Source organism: Aquificaceae bacterium (assembly GCA_037481935.1).
GTDB lineage: Bacteria > Aquificota > Aquificia > Aquificales > Aquificaceae > Pampinifervens.
The window spans coordinates 46949-64817 of sequence record JBBFKQ010000009.1 but is presented as its reverse complement, the minus strand read 5'-3'; the positions used below and the strand labels follow the sequence as shown (position 1 = coordinate 64817).

20 protein-coding genes are annotated in these 17869 nt (G+C 47.5%); 13 read left to right on the top strand and 7 right to left on the bottom strand.

Annotated features, from left to right (window positions below; all coding sequences use genetic code 11):
- Positions 1 to 128 precede the first annotated feature (128 nt).
- The 4 genes from rplS to WHS43_08465 are packed head-to-tail and all read left to right on the top strand — an operon-like array spanning position 129 to position 2204.
- Complete coding sequence (rplS, locus tag WHS43_08480; GenBank protein ID MEJ5339673.1) at positions 129 to 503, top strand: 50S ribosomal protein L19; 375 nt, start codon at positions 129 to 131, stop codon at positions 501 to 503.
- A complete protein-coding gene (locus tag WHS43_08475) occupies positions 500 to 1099 on the top strand; it encodes a ribonuclease HII (GenBank protein MEJ5339672.1) in 600 nt (199 codons plus the stop codon). Before rplS ends, WHS43_08475 begins: the two co-directional genes overlap by 4 nt.
- Entirely contained in the window at positions 1099 to 1953 is an 855-nt protein-coding gene (gene rsmH / locus WHS43_08470; GenBank protein MEJ5339671.1) for a 16S rRNA (cytosine(1402)-N(4))-methyltransferase RsmH, read from the top strand. Before WHS43_08475 ends, rsmH begins: the two co-directional genes overlap by 1 nt.
- Entirely contained in the window at positions 1950 to 2204 is a 255-nt protein-coding gene (locus WHS43_08465) for a hypothetical protein (GenBank protein MEJ5339670.1), read from the top strand. The genes rsmH and WHS43_08465 overlap by 4 nt, the downstream gene beginning before the upstream one ends.
- On the opposite strand, the gene tyrS is transcribed toward WHS43_08465, so the two are convergent.
- Positions 2182 to 3375: a tyrosine--tRNA ligase gene (gene tyrS, locus WHS43_08460; protein MEJ5339669.1), complete on the bottom strand. Its 1194-nt coding sequence runs from the start codon at positions 3373 to 3375 to the stop codon at positions 2182 to 2184. The genes WHS43_08465 and tyrS overlap by 23 nt on opposite strands.
- 22 nt (positions 3376 to 3397) lie before the next feature.
- Between tyrS and WHS43_08455 the strand changes: the two genes are divergently transcribed.
- Genes WHS43_08455 through ispD form a run of 3 tightly spaced genes read left to right on the top strand, consistent with a single transcriptional unit; the run spans position 3398 to position 5854 of the window.
- Positions 3398 to 4828, top strand: coding sequence for an aldehyde dehydrogenase family protein (locus WHS43_08455; GenBank protein MEJ5339668.1), 1431 nt, complete (start codon positions 3398 to 3400; stop codon positions 4826 to 4828).
- Positions 4829 to 4838: 10 nt separating this feature from the next.
- On the top strand, positions 4839 to 5216 hold the full coding sequence (locus WHS43_08450) for a hypothetical protein (protein ID MEJ5339667.1): 378 nt from the start codon (positions 4839 to 4841) through the stop codon (positions 5214 to 5216).
- Positions 5213 to 5854 carry a 2-C-methyl-D-erythritol 4-phosphate cytidylyltransferase gene (ispD, locus tag WHS43_08445; protein MEJ5339666.1) on the top strand — a complete coding sequence of 214 codons (642 nt, stop codon included), beginning with the start codon at positions 5213 to 5215 and terminating at the stop codon, positions 5852 to 5854. The genes WHS43_08450 and ispD overlap by 4 nt, the downstream gene beginning before the upstream one ends.
- Here ispD and WHS43_08440 read toward each other — a convergent pair.
- The 6 genes from WHS43_08440 to WHS43_08415 all read right to left on the bottom strand — a co-directional run bounded on the left by WHS43_08440 (position 5826) and on the right by WHS43_08415 (position 10666).
- Positions 5826 to 6560 (bottom strand): aminotransferase class IV, encoded by a 735-nt coding sequence (locus WHS43_08440; protein MEJ5339665.1) that lies wholly within the window; start codon positions 6558 to 6560, stop codon positions 5826 to 5828. The genes ispD and WHS43_08440 overlap by 29 nt on opposite strands.
- Positions 6557 to 6997 (bottom strand): hypothetical protein, encoded by a 441-nt coding sequence (locus WHS43_08435; GenBank protein MEJ5339664.1) that lies wholly within the window; start codon positions 6995 to 6997, stop codon positions 6557 to 6559. The genes WHS43_08440 and WHS43_08435 overlap by 4 nt, the downstream gene beginning before the upstream one ends.
- Before the next feature lie 45 nt (positions 6998 to 7042).
- Complete coding sequence (locus WHS43_08430; protein ID MEJ5339663.1) at positions 7043 to 8155, bottom strand: cytochrome-c peroxidase; 1113 nt, start codon at positions 8153 to 8155, stop codon at positions 7043 to 7045.
- A gap of 120 nt (positions 8156 to 8275) precedes the next feature.
- Positions 8276 to 8932 (bottom strand): type I 3-dehydroquinate dehydratase, encoded by a 657-nt coding sequence (aroD, locus tag WHS43_08425; GenBank protein ID MEJ5339662.1) that lies wholly within the window; start codon positions 8930 to 8932, stop codon positions 8276 to 8278.
- Positions 8932 to 10134, bottom strand: a complete 1203-nt coding sequence (locus tag WHS43_08420; protein MEJ5339661.1) for an argininosuccinate synthase — start codon at positions 10132 to 10134, stop codon at positions 8932 to 8934. Before WHS43_08420 ends, aroD begins: the two co-directional genes overlap by 1 nt.
- 7 nt (positions 10135 to 10141) lie before the next feature.
- Complete coding sequence (locus tag WHS43_08415; protein MEJ5339660.1) at positions 10142 to 10666, bottom strand: Uma2 family endonuclease; 525 nt, start codon at positions 10664 to 10666, stop codon at positions 10142 to 10144.
- 98 nt (positions 10667 to 10764) lie between these two features.
- On the opposite strand from WHS43_08415, the gene WHS43_08410 reads away from it, so the two are divergent.
- The 6 genes from WHS43_08410 to WHS43_08385 are packed head-to-tail and all read left to right on the top strand — an operon-like array spanning position 10765 to position 17858.
- Complete coding sequence (locus WHS43_08410) at positions 10765 to 12276, top strand: hypothetical protein (protein ID MEJ5339659.1); 1512 nt, start codon at positions 10765 to 10767, stop codon at positions 12274 to 12276.
- Between the two features lie 17 nt (positions 12277 to 12293).
- The gene (locus tag WHS43_08405; GenBank protein MEJ5339658.1) at positions 12294 to 14456 is read left to right on the top strand and encodes a BadF/BadG/BcrA/BcrD ATPase family protein; all 2163 of its coding nucleotides are present in this window, start codon (positions 12294 to 12296) and stop codon (positions 14454 to 14456) included.
- Between the two features lies 1 nt (position 14457).
- Positions 14458 to 15549: an acyl-CoA dehydratase activase-related protein gene (locus WHS43_08400; protein ID MEJ5339657.1), complete on the top strand. Its 1092-nt coding sequence runs from the start codon at positions 14458 to 14460 to the stop codon at positions 15547 to 15549.
- Between the two features lie 12 nt (positions 15550 to 15561).
- Complete coding sequence (locus WHS43_08395; GenBank protein ID MEJ5339656.1) at positions 15562 to 16899, top strand: cation:proton antiporter; 1338 nt, start codon at positions 15562 to 15564, stop codon at positions 16897 to 16899.
- Positions 16883 to 17221, top strand: coding sequence for an NAD(P)-binding protein (locus WHS43_08390; GenBank protein ID MEJ5339655.1), 339 nt, complete (start codon positions 16883 to 16885; stop codon positions 17219 to 17221). The genes WHS43_08395 and WHS43_08390 overlap by 17 nt, the downstream gene beginning before the upstream one ends.
- Positions 17202 to 17858, top strand: coding sequence for a DUF202 domain-containing protein (locus WHS43_08385; GenBank protein ID MEJ5339654.1), 657 nt, complete (start codon positions 17202 to 17204; stop codon positions 17856 to 17858). The genes WHS43_08390 and WHS43_08385 overlap by 20 nt, the downstream gene beginning before the upstream one ends.
- Positions 17859 to 17869: the final 11 nt, after the last annotated feature.

Below are 17869 nucleotides of genomic sequence, written 5' to 3'. Positions count from 1 at the left end.
TAATCCTCCCTATGGGTTTTCCATGGGGAGCTTTTTTTTACCATAATTTCTTATAACTTGCAACTCGGGTTATTATAATGCTATTTATGATATAATTTCCTATCTTAATATACTTGGAGGTCCTGACCATGAGTATCCTTCAGAAGGTTGAGGAAATATACCTTCCGAGGAAAGAATACCCGGTTTTTAAGGTGGGTGACACAGTAAAGGTTCACTACAAAATAGTGGAAGGTGAAAAGGAAAGAACTCAGCCCTTTGAGGGTGTGGTGATAAGGATAAGGGGTAGTGGTATTGGCAAGACTTTTACCGTGAGAAAAGAGTCTTACGGTGTTGGCATTGAGAGGACTTTCCCATACTACAGCCCCAACATTGAAAAGATTGAGCTGGTCAAATACGGAAAGGTTAGAAGGTCAAGGCTCTACTTCCTGCGTAAATACAGGGGTAAAGAGGCGGTTGGTAAGATAAGGGAGATAAAGCCCTGGGAGCTCAAAAAGAAGGCATGACATATCACGAAAGGCCCTACTGGGAAAGGGGCCTGCTGGTGGCCGGCGTAGATGAAGCTGGGAGAGGACCCCTTGCCGGACCTCTCGTAGCCTGTGCAGTGATACTTCCACCCTTTAGCGAGCCCCTTGTAGACAGGGACTCAAAGGCTATGAATCCTGGGGAAAGGGAGGAAGCTTATGAACTCATTAAATCAAAGGCCCTCGCCATAGGCACTGCGGTGGTGGATTCCACTCTCATAGACAGGATGGGAATTCTCAGGGCAAATCAGCTTGCCTTTAAAAGAGCTCTGGCAGACCTGAAACACAAATTTCATGTAGTCATAAGCGACTACCTGCCAGTGGAGGGCTATGAGTGTATAGCCCTGGTAAAGGGTGATGAGAAAAGCCTGAGCTGTGCCTGTGCCAGCGTTGTGGCAAAGGTTCTCAGAGACAGGATAATGGAGCACTATCATAAGCTTTTCCCCCAGTATAACTTTGCAAAACACAAGGGGTATGCCACAAAGGAGCATATAAAGGCTATAAGTGTATACAGGGAAAGTCCTATACACAGAAGGAGCTTCTCTCCCATAAGGCAGATGAGTCTCTTTGAAGATTGATGCATGTTCCCGTTCTTCTTGAGGAGTCTACAGACTTTCTTCTTGGCAACGGTGGAAGGCTATATGTGGACTGCACCCTGGGTCTCGGGGGGCATGCGAGGAGGATACTGGAGAAAAATCCACAGGCTTTTCTCATAGGTATAGACAGAGACCCTCATGCCCTTGAGCTTGCAGAGGAGAACCTGAGGGGTTTTGAAGGCAGGTTCAGCCTTTATCACGCCAACTTTTCAGACCTTGATGAGGTCTTGAGGATGGAGGGGCTCTCACAGGTGGACGGTTTCCTCTTTGACCTTGGTGTTTCCATGTTCCAGCTTAAAAGCCCCAGGGGATTTTCCTTTCAGAGAGATGAGCCTCTGGATATGAGGATGAACCCAGAGGACAGGCTTACTGCTCACTATGTGGTGAACCTTTATCCAGAGAAAGAGCTGGAGAGAATTTTTAGAGAATACGGAGAAGAGCCATACGCAAGAAGAGTTGCAAGGGCAATAGTTCTCGCAAGGTCAAAAAAGCCTATAGAAACCACTGGCGAGCTTGTAAAGGTGGTGACCTCGGTCCTGCCCTATAGAGGCGGGAGGATACATCCAGCCACAAGGGTCTTTCAGGCTATAAGGATGGAGGTAAATCAGGAGCTTAAAAGTCTTGAGACTGCCCTTTATAAAACTCTTGAATTTCTGAGGTCTGGTGGAAGGCTCGTGGTCATATCCTTCCATTCCCTTGAAGACAGGCTTGTAAAGAACTTTATAAAAGACCACCTTAAACCCTTGACAAAAAAACCGATAAGGCCTACTATGGAAGAGGTAAGGATAAACCCGGCGAGCAGAAGTGCAAAACTGAGAGCGGGGGAAAAGCCATGAAATATTTTCTCGCAGCCTCACTTCTCCTTTTGCTAAACTTTCTCTATTCCGCTTACAGCATAGATGTGGCAAGGGATTATGCCAGAAAGGTTTCTGAGTTGAAAAGAGAAAAGGAAAAGAGCCTTACGATTAAGGCAGAGATAGAAAAGTATGTGAATTACAGAACTGTAAAGAGCTATGCAGAATCTGCAGGCTTCAGCCCCGTTGACTGGAACAGGGTAAAGGTTGTCAGGTCTTCTGTTCAGGAATAATTCTGTAAAACCTTTTCTTGCCAGCCTGAAGCTTTAGCTCTCTGGATACCTCAATCTCCTGGTTTGGGTCTTCTATCTTCTGTCCGTCAAGCTTTAACCCACCACCTTCTATAAGCCTTCTTGCAGAGTTCTTTGAAGGCTCAATACCCAGCTCAAAGAGAAGTTCATAAGCCTTCTGGCGGTAGCCCGCAGGAACCTTTATAAGGGGTGCATCTTCTGGAAACTCCCTATGGGAGAAGGTCTTCTCAAAGAACTCAAGAGCCCTGTCTGCGGACTCCTCTGAGTGATAGCGGGAAACTATGTAGTAGGCAAGCTTTTTCTTGGCTTCCATGGGATGCAGGCTCTTTTTAAGCTCCTCTACCTGTTCCTGTGTGTAATCTGTAAGGAGAAGGTAGTAATCCCACATGAGCTGGTCGGAGATGGACATGAGCTTTCCAAATATCTGCTCAGGCTCTTCTGTTATGCCCACATAGTTGCGGTAAGACTTGGACATCTTTCTCACACCATCCAGTCCCACAAGGAGGGGAAGCGTGATACACACCTGAGGCTCCTGACCGTAGGCTCTCTGAAGGTCTCTGCCCACAAGCAGGTTGAACTTCTGGTCTGTCCCACCCAGCTCCACATCCGCTTTTAAAAAGACAGAATCGTAGCCCTGCAGCAGGGGATAGAGGAATTCATGAATGTATATGGGATTTCCCTCCCTGAACCTTTTTGAAAAGTCATCCCTTTCTAACATCCTTGCCACAGTATACTGACCTGCAAGCCTTATTATGCCCTCTGTTCCGAGGTTTGAGAGCCACGAGCTGTTGAAGACTATGCTGGTTTTTTCTGGTATGAGCACCTTAAAGACCTGATGCTCGTAGGTTTTTGCGTTTTCAAGCACCTCTTCCCTGCTCAGGGGTGGCCTTGTCTCGCTTCTGCCCGTGGGGTCTCCTATCATGGCGGTGAAATCCCCAATGACAAAATAGACCTCGTGCCCGAGCTGCTGAAACTGACGCATCTTCTGAAGAAGAACCGTGTGCCCAAGATGCAGGTCAGGTGCTGTGGGGTCAAAGCCTGCCTTCACGCGGAGTGGTCTGCCCTCTCTGAGTTTCTTAAGGAGTTCTTCTTCCTCAATTATCTCAACGGTTCCCTGCTTTATGAGCCTGAGCTGTTCTTCTGGGCTGAGCATGATGGGATTAAAATTATAACCTATGAGAACAGAGCTTTTACTTGGTGGAGAATGGGTTTCAAAAGAGGAGAAGATGCCGGTAGTCTATCCCTACACAGGTGAGACTGTGGCAGAGGTCTCAAGGGCTATGGAGGAAGATGTGCACAGGGCTGTAGAACTGGCAAAGGAGGGACACAGAAGACTCTCCTCCCTGACACCTTACGAGAGGTATGAAATACTTATGAGGGCAAGCCAGCTTCTGAGGGAAAGGTCTGAGGAGTTTGCAAGAACTCTGGTGCTTGAGGTGGGAAAAACCATAAGGGAGGCAAGGACGGAGGTCCAGCGTGCCATCCAGACCCTTATCTTCTCTGCAGAGGAGGCAAAAAGGGTAGGTGGTGAAGTAATTCCCATGGACGCACATCCCAACGGGAGGGGCAAAGTGGGTTTCTACATACGCCAGCCTGTGGGCGTAATCTGTGCCATAACGCCCTTCAACTTTCCCCTGAACCTTTCCATGCACAAGGTGGCACCAGCCCTTGCCTGTGGCAATGCGGTAATTCTCAAGCCCTCAGAAAGAACACCCCTCACGCCCCTCATGCTGGGAGAAGTTCTTCTTGAGGCAGGACTGCCACCACAGGCTCTTTCCATACTGCCCGGTTATGGCGATGTGGGAAGGGCTATGACTACCCATCCTGATGTGAGGGTTGTTTCCTTTACTGGAAGCAGAAAGGTAGGGGAGATAATAACAAGACAGGCAGGTATAAAGAAGGTGGTTCTTGAGCTGGGTTCTAACTCAGCCATAGTGCTTCATAAAGACGGAGACTTGAAAAAGGCTGTGCATAAAACAGTCCTTGGCGGCTACGCCATAGCGGGTCAGGTATGTATCTCTGTGCAGAGGGTTTTTGTTCATGAGGAGCTCTTTGACCATTTTCTTGAGGAGCTTCAGCATGCGGTAGAAAAGCTTAAAGTGGGAGACCCCATGCAGGAAGACACGGATGTGGGTCCCATGATAGGCCTCTCTGAAGTTCAGAGGGTGCAGGAGTGGATAGATGAGGCCCTTCAGGAGGGTGCAAGGCTTGTGACGGGTGGTGTATCCTGTGGAGACAGGGCTTTGACAGTTCTCTCCCCTACAATAGTCTCCCTTGTGCCGGCTCATGTGAAGCTTTTCAGGGAGGAAGCCTTTGCCCCAGTGGTGGTGGTAAATCCCTACAGGGAGGTGGAAGAAGCCATACGGATGGTCAACGACTCAGAATACGGTCTTCAGGTGGGTGTTTTTACGAGAGATATAGGAGTAGCATGGGAGTTCATAAGAAAAATCAATGCAGGAGGCGTGCTCATAAACGAAGGTCCCAACTTCAGGGCAGACCACATGCCCTATGGGGGAGTGAAGTATTCAGGCATAGGAAGAGAAGGACCGCGCTTTGCGGTGGAGGATTATACGGAGATAAAGATGGTGGTCTTTGATTTGAGCTAAAATATTCCCCATGAGTGTAAGGCATCAGGTAAGGGCATACGTGGAAAGGCTCTTTGAAGGTCTGAAAGATAGGGCTGTGGGTGAGCATACCGTATACTGCATATACTCACCCGTGTATGTGCAGAGAGAGGACCTGCCGGTCAATCAGATAGATGTGGAAGAATTTGAGTTTGTGGATATAAGAGTTAACATGAAAGACCCTGAAAGCGTAAAAAAGCTCCTTGACAGAGTCACCAGGGAAGCCCTTGAGAATGAGGTCAAAGGCTTCTATCTTCTCGCCATGGTGCTTGACATAGACGGGGAATACTTCTTTTCCTCTGAGAACCCCATAGTGGAGGAGCTGAGAGAGGAGTTAAAGGAAAGGATTGAAAGGCTCAAGGAAGAATGATAAGCCTTGTTCTTCTCTCTGCAGGGGAAGGAAGGCGTTTTGGCAGAAAAAAGCAGTTTGAAAGACTTCTCGGGAAGCCCCTTTTCATGCATTCCCTTGAGAGGCTTCTTGGCAGGTTTGATGAAACACTTCTTGTTCTGCCTTCTGAGGATATGGGCATAAGCGTCCCTGAGGGTGTAAGGAAGGTTCCCGGTGGAAGGGAGAGGCAGGATTCGGTCTTTAATGCGGTTCTTGAGGCTCAGGGGGAGGTGGTGGTCATACATGACTGTGCAAGACCCTTTGCAAGCCTTGAGCTTTTTTTGAAGGTTTCCCAACTGGGGGAATTTGAAGGTAAGGTGCCGGCAGTGCCCATAAGAGATACTGTAAAAAGAGTGGTTCATGGTATGGTGGTGGAGACTGTAGACAGGTCAAACCTGTGGCTTTCTCAGACTCCTCAGGCTTTTAGAAGAAGGGTTCTTCTTGACTGCCATTTCAGGGCAAGGGGAGAGGGCTTTTCTGTAACTGATGATGCCCAGCTTTTGGAAAGGTATGGCTACAGGGTGGGAGTTGTTCAGGGAGAAGTAACCAACGTAAAGGTCACCTATCCTGAGGATATGCTTCTTGCGGAGGCTATTGGGAGGCTTTTAGGATACGGTTGATTTCCTCAAGGGCATCTCTATCAACCCTCAGCCTTTCTCCATCCATCTCTTCAACCGCTGCGCACAGGACAAGAGAGTTCAACACAAAGAGGCTATCGCAACTTTTTAGGGCTGAAAGCTCCAGATACTCCTCTCTTACCTCCAGTCGCCTGCTCAGAAATTCAAGTGTAGTTCCCCAGAGAAGTCCACACTCCCTCGCAGGCGTGTATAACCTTGAGCCTTTTAAAAAAAGAAGGTTTGCGGTTGACGTTTCACATGTATGACCTCTCTCGTTCAATACAACACCATCCCAGTAACCTCTCCTTTTAGCCTCTCTTTTAACAAGAAGGTTAAAAAGGTAAGAGGTTGTCTTGTGTCTGCACACTGGGTCGGAAGAGTGTCTTCTGTAGGAAGAAAGACACAGTCTTACTTTGAGGGGTGCAGGCTTCAGACTTTTTGCAATTATAAGCGTGCCATGAGAGGATGGTCTGTCTGTCAGGAAGTCTCCGCCTTTTGAAATTAGCAAATACTTCAGATAAAGCCCATCCCTGCTCCCTGCCACCTGCAGAAGGTCTCTGATGAATTCCTCATAGGTGGGGCAGGGTATGCCAAGGTAGCCTGCAGAGGAGGAGAGCCTCTCATAGTGCAGCCTAAGTTTTTCTTCTGAAGGCCTCCATCTTATGGTTTCAAAAAGACCTTCGCCAAAGAGTAGGGTGCGGTTGGTCATTCTCTTATATTCAGGATAAGTTCCCAGTTCATAAACTCCGCCACATGGCGGAGCTCTCCAGAGCACTTGCCCACTGTGAGAGGTGTGCTTTTTGTGTGGCTTATGGAATAAGCCACCCGGTCTCTGAAGTCTGCAACTTGTTTTTCGTCCGCCATACAGAAGGTCTTTGCAGCATAGGACAGGAAATCAAGAGTCCGCCTGTTATCTCTGTAATCCCTTCTTGGCACTATCCACGCACTCATAAAGTGCACCCTGTGGTTATACTGCACTCTAAGGGTGACGTTTCTGTGGGCGTAGACCGCCTCCTCTACTGACTTTTTCTTCTTGAAGCGAAGTCCGTGCCTCTGAAGCAGATTTTCAAATTCAAGAAGCTGTCTATCCAGGTTTTCACCAAGGGCAAAGGCAAATATCAGAAGTATAGAAAACCAGAAGAACATGCTTGTATCAATTATAAAGGGTCCCGCTAGGGACCCAGTGTTTTTTTATTTTGCAGAAGGTTTTGGAGTTCTGTCTGTGGATGTTGGCAGAACTGGCAACTCAAGGGCATGCTTGGGTATCTGACCAGTAAGGGACTTTAAAAAGGCTACTATCTGGCGAGTCTCTTCATCGGTCAGTTTTCTTCCCAGCTGGGTTTCGGACATGATTTTCACTGCATCCTCAAGCCTCCATACACTTCCATCGTGGAAGTAAGGGTAAGTTTTTTCTATGTTCCTGAGGGAAGGCGACTTGAACACGAACATATCCTCTTCCTTATGGGTTACAGCAAACCTTCCGAGGTCAACGGGTATGGTAGGCTTATCAAGGGTCACGTATGGTGTGGTTGCTTTCCAGTAATCCACAAACTGGCCAAACTTAAAAAAGGCGTTTCCGCCCAGTGCCGGTCCCGAATGACAGGCAACGCATCCCACCTCCATGAAAAGTTTTAATCCCTTCTTTTCCTCTGCAGTGAGAGCTTTTGTGTTGCCCTTCAAAAACTCATCAAATCTTGAGGGTGTTACCAGCGTTCTTTCAAAGGCACCTATTGCCTTACCTATGTTTTCATACCTGAGGGGCTCCTTTTCGTTGGGGAAGGCCTTTTTGAACATCTCCACATATTCAGGTATGGACCTGAGTCTTTCCATTACTTCCTTTTCCGAAGGCATTGCCATCTCTATAGGGTTGAGTATGGGACCGAGAGCCTGCTCTTCCACATCCTTTGCCCTTCCGTCCCAGAACTGTGCAATGTGAAGGGCAGCGTTGTACACCGTGGGCGCATTCCTCGGACCTATTGCCCAACCATGTCCCACGGATGTGGGGAGATTATCTACACCATAGGTTGCCAGATTATGGCAGGTATTGCAGCTTATGAGACCGCTTTTTGAAAGTCTCGGGTCATGGTAGAGCATCTTACCAAGTTCCACCTTTTCTTTGGTTATAGGGTTTTGAGGATTGTCTACAACTGCGGGCAATGGCTGGAAGAACTGTCTTGCCTGCTCCAGAAGTTTGGAATCCTCGTCCTGCGGCTGTGGAACCTGAGCCTTCCCTTTGCTCTGGGCATAGACACCTGCGCCTGCAACAATACCCGCCATTACAGCGCTCAGAAGCAGCTTCTTCATTGCACCACCTCCTTATAAAATTCTTTTATCATGTAAAAAATGACTAAGGTCATTATTATAGATTATATCTCTAATGAGAAAACTTTGCAAGGGGTATTCGGGTTCAGTGGGATATGAACATCATAAAAGCAGACTTCTCAGCCTTACCGCATCTTCAAGAGTTAACTGCCCCGGTGCCACTGCAGCACCCACAAAGGCATAACTTATGACAGAGCCGAACACAAAACCTGCAGCCCTTGAAACTTTACCGTATTCACCCATGGCTATAAGGATTTTGTCTCCTTCCTCTTCCTTGCCAAGACAGAGAAGTCTTGCTGTATCGTCATAGGAGTTGGCTCTGACGGAGACTTTCACAATATCTGCACCCCACCTTCTTGCCTCTCTGAAAATTTCTTTCAGTATCCAGTTGGCAGGTGTGAGCTCAAAGTTGTGGTAGGAGATTATGAGTTTTTTACCTGCGGACTTTACCGTGTCTCTGACCTGAGATATCACTTCCTGAGAGGAAAGCTCTATGTCTGTGTAGTCGCTGTAAGGTGAGCATGCTTTGAATATATCAAGCCTGTTTTCAACTCTTGAGCCTCCTTCTCTTTCACTTCTGACTGTAAGTATGCTTTTAAGACCACCCCTATGAACCTTATTTATACAATCCAGCACAAACTGAGGGTCTTTCTTTTCAAAAAGGTCTACCCTCAGCTCCACTATGTCCGCACCTTTTTCTCTGCAAAGTTTCAGATTTTCTTCAAAGCCCCTGTCGGAGAGAGGGACAGCTATGAGCATCATTTCTTTCTTACTCTTCTTCCCAGCACCTTCAGAGGCAGACCAAAGACCTTTGTGAAGTTTGCACCGGCTCTGTGGTCAAAGGCGTCCTTTTCTGAGTAGGTGGCGAGGTCTTCCACATAGAGGCTGTTGGGTGAGCTTCTGCCCACAACGCGAAGGCTACCCTTGTAAAGCTTCAGCCTTACTCTGCCCGTTGCATACCTTGCGATTCTTTCTGTAAAGGCATCCAGTGCTTCCCTGAGGGGTGAAAACCAGAGCCCTTCGTATACTACCTTTGCATATTCGTGAGGCACGTGATTTAAAAAGTAATGGAAGGTAAAACGGTCAAGCACAAGGGAAAGAAGGTCTCTGTAAGCTTCGTAGAGAACTAACGCACCGGGAGCTTCGTAAACCTCTCTGCTTTTTATACCAACAAGCCTGTTTTCCACCATGTCTATGCGACCAACTCCGTGCCCCCCGGCGATTGCGTTAAGCCTGATTATCAGCTCACTTAGCCTTTCAAATCTCTCTCCATTTAGCCCGATGGGCACACCATTTTCAAAATCTATCTCCACATACTTCGGGTCCTGGGGAGCCTTTTCTGGAGATATGGTCCATTCAAAGGCATCCTCTGGAGGTTCTGTCCACGGGTCTTCCAGGGGTCCGCATTCTATGGAAATACCCCAGAGATTCTTGTCTATGGAGTAGGGTTTTTCCTTTGTAGCCTTTACCGGTATGTTGTGTTTGAGGGCATATTCTACCTCCTCTTCCCTTGAACGGAACTCCCATTCTCTAACCGGTGCAAGCACCTCAAGGTCCGGGTTCAGAGCCCAACTGGAGGCTTCAAACCTTACCTGGTCGTTCCCCTTACCAGTGGAGCCATGTGCCACATAGTCTGCCCCAAACTTTTCTGCATATTCCACCAGCTTTTTTGCTATTAGTGGTCTTGAAAGGCTTGCGGTAAGAGGATACTTTCCTTCGTAGAGGGCAAGTGCTCTGAGTGTTGGAAGACAGTATTCTCTTGCAAACTCTTCCTTGAGGTCTTCTACTATAGCTTCAACCGCCCCAGAGGCTTTTGCCTTGTGAGGTATTTCGGAAAGTTCCTCTCCCTGACCCACATCTGCAGTGTAAGTTATTACCTCGTAGCCTCTGTCCGTGAGCCAGCGAACTATTACAGAAGTGTCAAGTCCACCAGAGTAGGCGAGAATTACTCTTTTAGCCATATGCTTATTATAACATCTGGAAGACCTTATCAAAGTTGATATCTATCTCACACTTGCCAAATCTGAACCCTCTGTCAGACTTTTCTCCATACCTGCCTTCCATAAGCTCAAAAACCTTCACAGTTTTTTCATCGGGATAGACAAGCACAAAATACTTCACACCTCCCCTTTCATAGAGTTCAAACTTTAGCCCTTCGTCCATCTGCCTACTGGAAGGTGAAACTATTTCAACAACCATTTCTGGAGCTCTTTCCACTCTCTCAGGAATTTTCCCGCACAACAACATAAGGTCTGGTCTTATTGCTGTGTCATAAGATACATACCAGTCAAGCTCCACAGCAACAAAGCACTCTGAGCATTCCTTATCAAGCAGATTACCGAGCAGTTGCACAAGCCTTGAGAGTAGAACCTGATTAATCGGTCTTGGCGAAGCCATGGCGTAGGGGATGCCCTCAACAAGCTCCCAGTCTCCCTGCCAGCTTTTCCAGTCTTCTACTGTATATCTCACTGGATACTTTTCAGCCAGACCCATGCTTTAAATATAGGCATGGGGCTCCATATATGATACAGAGCATAAAGAAAAATTACCCACAAGGTATAAATTTTTAAAAAACCAAAGGAGGGCTCATCATGGGAACAAAGGAACTTCACTATAGAGCCTACAGACCAAGACCCTTCACAAAGGAAGAAAGGCCAAGAACCACCATACTCTTTGGTGGGCTTACATGGAAGCATGAAAGGCTCATTCAGGGTTCTCTTGAAAGGATGGGCTACAGGAGCATGCCCCTTCCCCAGATAGAGAGACAGGACCTGGACATAGGTAAGGAGTTTATAGATGTGGGTGCCTGCTGCCCAACAACCTTTACCGCGGGTAATCTGGCAAGGACGCTCATGACACTGAAGGAGAAGGAGGGCGAGGAGGCTTTAAAGAACAACTACCTTTTTGTGACCATTGGAGCCTGCGGACCCTGCAGATTTGGCCAGTATCATGAATCCTACGAGAGAGTTCTTGAAGGCATGAATCTTAAAGATTTCAGGCTTTTCCTCCTTGACCTCCTCCAGATGGAGCAGTCAGCACCCGGTGGTGGTCTTGAGATAAGCATGCCACTTACTTTCGGGCTTGTCTATTCCATGTTCTACGGAGACCTTATAACTGACATGGAGCACGCAACGAGGCCCTATGAGGTGGTTGAGGGGTCTACTGATGCCGTTGTGAAAGACAGTGTGGAACTGCTGTATGAGAAACTCAGGAACAGACCAATAAAGGGGAAGAAAATCGACTCTCTCCTGTGGCATGTCTTTACAGGGTATTTCGTGGATGCCCTGAAAGAAGTGAGAAGGCTATGGGATGAGGTTGAAGTGGACAGGCTGAGAGTAAAGCCAAGGGTGAAGATAACAGGTGAATTCTGGCTGCAGACCCACGAAGGGGATGGCAACTATAACATGAAAAGATGGCTTGAAAAGGAAGGGGCGGAGGTCATACCTCCACCTGTGGCAGTATGGATGGACTATCTGATAAACATGGAACTTTTCAAACTGGAAGACGCAAAGGGCTTTGTGAAAAAGTATTATCTTAAAAAGTTTGCAGTAGAAAGCATAGCAAGGCTTTACAGAATGGTCTACAACAAGCTCAGAAAAGCCCTGAACAACATACCGAACCCCATGCCAGACCAGAGAAAGCTCAAAGACCTTGCAAGGCCTTACTTCCACTACAGACTCACAGGTGGTGAGGGTCACATGCTTATCGGCAAAGCCCTTTATGCTTACAAAAATAAACAGGCGCACATGATATGTGAGCTTTCCCCTTACGGATGTCTTCCCAACACCATGTCTGTTGGCGCAATGGCAAAGGTGCTCGGAGATTATCCGGACCTTCTTTATGCACCCATTGAAGTAAAGGGTGATGCAGAGGTGCATGCCTACTCAAGGTGTCAGATGATACTCACCGAGGCAAAGAGAAGGGCAAAGGAGGAATTTGAACAGGTGCTGGAAAAGACTGGTCTGACAGTAGAGGAAATAAGGAATTTTGAGGAAGACCATCCGGAGCTAAGGAAAGCAACCTACAGAGTGCCCCACTACGGCTATGCAGGCACTGCCAGCAACTACGCGATGCATGTGGCAAAGCTGATGGGAAAGATATAGTTCTAAGGAGGTAAGGCATGCTTTTGCTTGGAATAGATGTGGGTAGCACCACTTGCAAGTATGTGCTGACTGACAAAGAAGGCAACATACTTGACAGAGCCTATGAGAGGCACAACACAAAGCAGGCTGAAAAGGTTCTTGAGTTCCTGCTCAGACTTGAGGGGAGTTTTGGTTTAAAACCCGGGAGGGACAGGGTCTATATTACCGGTTCAGGTGGTGGCTTTTTAGGAGAGCTCATGGGTGCCCGCTTTGTGCAGGAGGTGGTTGCGGTTGCCACCGCGGTGGAAAGGCTCCATCCTGATGTGAGGTTTGTAAGCGAGATAGGTGGGGAGGATATGAAGACCATATTCATAAAGGAACAGGAGGGAAAGAAGAACAGACAGGTTTACATGCAGAATGTGTGTGCGGGTGGAACGGGAACTTTTGTAGAAAAGTCTGCCAGAAAGCTGGGCATTCAGCCTGAAGTCCTATCACAGATGGGCTACGAGGGTTATACCCTTCACAGGATAAGCTCCAAGTGCGGCATATTTGCGGAGGCGGATGTGAACTCTCTCGTCAAGGCAGGCGTTCCCACAGAAGAGATAATAGCCTCCCTTTTTGAAGCAGTTGTTTACCAGAATCTTTCCCAGCTTACCAAGGGGAACACACCTCTTCCAAAGGTTCTTCTGCTGGGAGGTCCAAACCTATTTTTCAGAGGTCTTCAGGAGGCATGGAGGGTGCATCTTCAAAAGCTGTGGAAGGAAAGAGGTGTGGGAGACTTCAGCAGGGAGGAGATGGAAGAGCTTGTTTTTGTGCCCGAAAATTCCCTCTATTATGCTGCTCTGGGATGTATTTTTACAGCTCTTGAGGAGGAAGGAGAAGTTTATAGAGGCAAGGAAAAACTTCTCTGGTGGGTAGAAGAGGGCCAGTATGAACAAAAGCTCAAGGAGGGCAAAGGAGGGCTTGCCTCCTCTGCAGAGGAGCTTCTCGAGTTCAAGAAAAAATATTCCTATGTGGTGGAGAACAAGATTGTGCCAAAGCGGGTGGAGGAAGTCATAATAGGCTGTGACTTTGGCTCTACCACTGCAAAGGCGGTCTGTATCACACCTGAGAAGGAGATAGTCTTTTCCTGCTATAGCCTGAGTAAAGGAAACCCCATAGAGGATGCAAAGGAGATATTCAGACAGATAAAGGAATATCTTGGTAGTGGCAGGGTGCTTGCCCTTGGACTTACGGGATACGGTAAAGACCTTTTAAAGGATGTGCTGGGTGCGGATGTGGCAGTGGTGGAGACGGTTGCACATGCCACTGCAGGGCTTCACTTCTTCCCAGATGCAGACTGCATATGCGATGTGGGTGGGGTTGATGTGAAAATCATGCTCCTGCGTAATGGTTCTGTTGTGGATTTCAGGCTCAACTCCCAGTGCTCTTCTGGAAACGGTGCCTTCCTGCAGGGCGTGGCGGAGAGGTTCAGCATTCCCCTTTCAGAGATAGCGGACAGGGCCTTTTCTGCAAAGGCCATGCCTGGCTTTACCATGGGATGCGGTGTATTCCTTCAGAGCGATATAGTAAATCAGCAGAGGAAGGGTTGGAAGGCGGAGGAAATTCTGGCAGGACTCTGTTATGTGCTTCCCCTGAACGTGTGGGTCTACGCGGGCAACATAAACAATCTGGCGCATGTTGGTAGAAAGTTTATCCTTCAGGGCGGCACACACAGAAACCTTGCAGTGGTAAAATCCCAGATAGACTTTATAAAGTCAAAGGTGCCAGAAGCGGAAGTCTATGTGCATCCCTACTCCGGTGAGGCGGGAGCCATAGGCGCAGCCCTTGTTGCCCTTGAATATTACCAGAAACATGGAAATACCTCCTTCAGAGGCTTTGACAAGGTAGAAAAACTCACATACAGGGCAAGCACATCAAAGGAGACAGTTTGCAACTGGTGTCCTGTTAACTGCCAGAGGAGCTTTATAGATGTCTACATCGGTGAGGGTGAGGGAAGACCATGGAGCAAAGTGCCACTTCAGCCCGGCTGGGTAAGGCTCATAGTCAACAACGCTTGCCCCAAAGGGCTAGTGGAGGACGAAAGAGAGCTCAAAGTAGTAAAGGAAAAAATGGAGAGGGTAAAAAATGAGTTTCCTAACATCGCTGACCTTGTTAAGAAGGAGGCCTTCAGGGTTCCGAGAGGACAGAAAGTCCATTAAGGTGGGTATTCCCAGATTTCTCAATGTCTGGGGAACCCATCAGTTCTGGGTGGGCTTTTTCAACGCCTTAGGTGTGGGTAAGATAGTTTTCAGCTCTGAAACCTCAGAGGAACAATACAGGGAATACGGCAAGGGCAGGATAACCATGGACTCCTGCTACCCGGTGAAAGCTCTGGCTGGACATATGGGCGAGCTTCTTCACAGGGACATAAACCTTCTCTTTGTCCCCATGATTTACTCTCTGCCTTCCTTTCTAAAGGGCCATGTGGTTGATACTCTATCCTGCACGCGCGTTATGATGAGCGTGGAGAACCTCAAGGCTGGTTTTCTGAGGGAAAAGGATGAGTTTTCCCAGAGAGGTATAAAGTTTGTCTCACCCTTTGTTCCCTTTGCGGAGCCTGAAATTCTTCCCAAGTATCTCTGGGAATCCCTCAAAGAATATATACCAGGGCTGTCCCTCGAAGAGACGGCAAAGGCTGTGAAAGAGGGTTTTAAAGCTCTCGATACCTTTGAGGGAAAAATGAGGGAGAAGAGCCTTGAGATAATGAAATGGTGCGTGAAAAACAAAAGGCCTGCTCTTCTTGTGCTTGCCAGACCATATCACATGGACCCTGGAATAGGGCATGAAATAGACGGAGAGTTCCAGCCCTACGGATATCCAGTGCTTTGGTACAACTACCTCCCCCTCCATGACTGGCTTCTTGACTGGCTTTTTGGAGACGAGATAAGGGCAGGCATTATAAAAAGCCCCTTTGACATCTCTGACGTATGGACATCCTCATACAGCTCCAACACCAACGAGATAATATGGGGTGCCAAGTTTGCCGCCAGGTTTCCCTGGATTACCGGGGTTATAAGACTCTCAAGCTACGAGTGCGGTATGGACCAGCCCACTTTCACACCCGTTCAGAAAATAGTGGAAAGTTCTGGAACCCTCTTTTTCAAGTTTGGTGAGCTGGACGAGACCAAACCAGCAGGTAGCGTAAAGATAAGGGTGGAGACAATAGTTTACTATCTGGAGAAGTATTCTCAGGAGATAGTAAGGAAAAAGCTTATCAGGCTTAAGCCTGTCCCCTCAGAACTTCTGACCTAAAATAAATATAGGATGCCCTCTCTTTTAACCAGCACCTACTTTGAATTTGCCTTCATCCTTCTTCTGGCTGTCGTCCTGGGTATTCATGGTCTGATACTTCGCCAGCCACTTATCATTACCTACATTGTCCTCGGTATTCTTCTCGGTCCTTCTGGTCTTGGACTTGTCAGGGCGCAGGATACGGTGGACATACTGGCTCAGGTGGGCGTGGCTGTGCTTCTTTTTCTCGTGGGGCTTGAGCTGAACCCACAGTATGTAAAAAGGCTCGGAGGTGTGGCAGTAGCTACGGGCTTAGGGCAGATAGTATTTACAAGCGTTTTAGGGTTTTTTATTATACTCCTTCTTGGTAAAGACTGGGTAACATCACTTTACCTTGCCATAGCCCTTACCTTTTCTTCTACCGTCATAATCGTCAAGCTACTTTCTGACAAAAAAGAAGTAGATACTCTTCACGGCAGAATAGCCATAGGCTTCCTTATAGTTCAGGACATAGCAGTCATAATAGCTCTTGTTGTTATGAGTGCCTTTGGCACTGGCTCGGGAGATGAGAGTATAACAGGCATATTGCTTATGGTAATTCTAAAGCTTTCTGGTCTTGCCCTTTTTGTGTATGTTTTCATGAAATACATAGCAGATAGACTTCTCAGACTCATGGCGGGCTCGCTGGAGCTACTGCTTCTTTTTGCCATCGCATGGTCTGTGAGCCTTGCAGCAGTTGGAGAGTATTTAGAACTTTCCAAGGAACTGGGAGCTTTTCTTGCGGGTTTTTCCCTGTCTGCAACCCACTTCAGGGATGCAATAAGTGCAAGACTTACCCCCATAAGGGATTTTCTACTCCTCTTCTTCTTCATAGACCTTGGCACCAAGTTTGACCTTTCTGTTATACGCGCAGACTGGCACATAGCTCTTATCCTTTCCCTCTTTGTCCTCCTAGGAAACCCCCTTATAGTTATGGTCATCATGGGGCTTATGGGATACAGAAAAAAGACGGGCTTTCTGGCAGGGCTCACGGTTGCACAGTTAAGCGTGTTTTCTATAATCTTTGTAGCCATGGGTATGTCTCTCGGGCACGTGGGCATGGATGCCCTCAGTATAACCACCATGGTGGGACTAATCACCATTGCCCTCTCCACATACATGATACTCTATTCTCAAAGGCTCTATAGGTGGCTTGAGCCCTTTCTTCATGTTTTTGAGAAGAGAACACCTCATGGGGAGCTCAGGTTTGAAAAGCTATTTTCTGAGGAGAGACCTGTGGATGTTATCATATTTGGTCTTGGAAGACTGGGGGCGGAGCTTCTGGAACACTGCAGAAACATGGGCATAAAGCGCTATTGGTCTGGACTATAATCCATCAAGGGTAGCAGAGCTCAGAGAAAAGGGGCTTCCTGCCTACTTTGGGTCTGCAGAGGATAGAGAGGCGGTGGCAGAACTTCCTATCCACAGAGCGGCTCTGGTAGTCATAACTGTGCCTTCCTTGGAAGACATAAAAGCTCTTGTCAGTATTCTCCGGGAGATAGGATACGATGCCAAGATAATGGCAGTGGCTCGTTCACAGAAGGATGCTGTGGAGCTAGAAAGGCTTGGCATATACCGTGTTATAAATCCTTATTATTTTGCCTTTGAGGAAATAGTAAAAGAGTTTGTAAGCCATGCTGGTGCTAAAGGGTAAACTGCCCTCTGCAAAGGATGCACGCATTTACATGTCTATAGAAAGAACATATCTGGGATACATGAGGCTTGCCCTTTATACACTCTCCTTTGGCGTTGTGCTCAGAAAACTGGAAACGATTGCGCTTTTCACGCAGAAAATACACGTTTCCGTGCTACTTGATTGGGTAGCTATAGTATCAGCAGTTGCGGGTGTGCTCCTTATAGTTGCAGGTATGCTGAGCTTCTACTTCGACATAGAATACATAGAAGGAGGTATTTCTGTGCATCCAAAAGAGGTTACGGACCCGAGAATCTACATGGCGGCTGAGAGGACCTTTCTTGCATGGGTAAGAACAGCCATAGCTCTTATCGTCTTTGGCTTCGTTATAGAAAAGTTTGAGTTCTTTCTGCTTCAGCTTGAAAAGGTATTCAATATCCACCTTGCACAGGAGCATCACAGTCTGGTGGGCATAGGTGTTTTCGTTATTGTTGTAGGTCTGCTAACCCTTATACTGGGAACTCTAAACTTCTACAGAACCATAAGGCAGGTTGACAGGGGCTTTTACAGAACTCACACATGGCTTTACAAAGCCTATGGACTGGTTATATTTATAGCCTGTCTTGTGCTCACCTTCTATGTGCTGAGGATAATATAGGTTAAAATTTA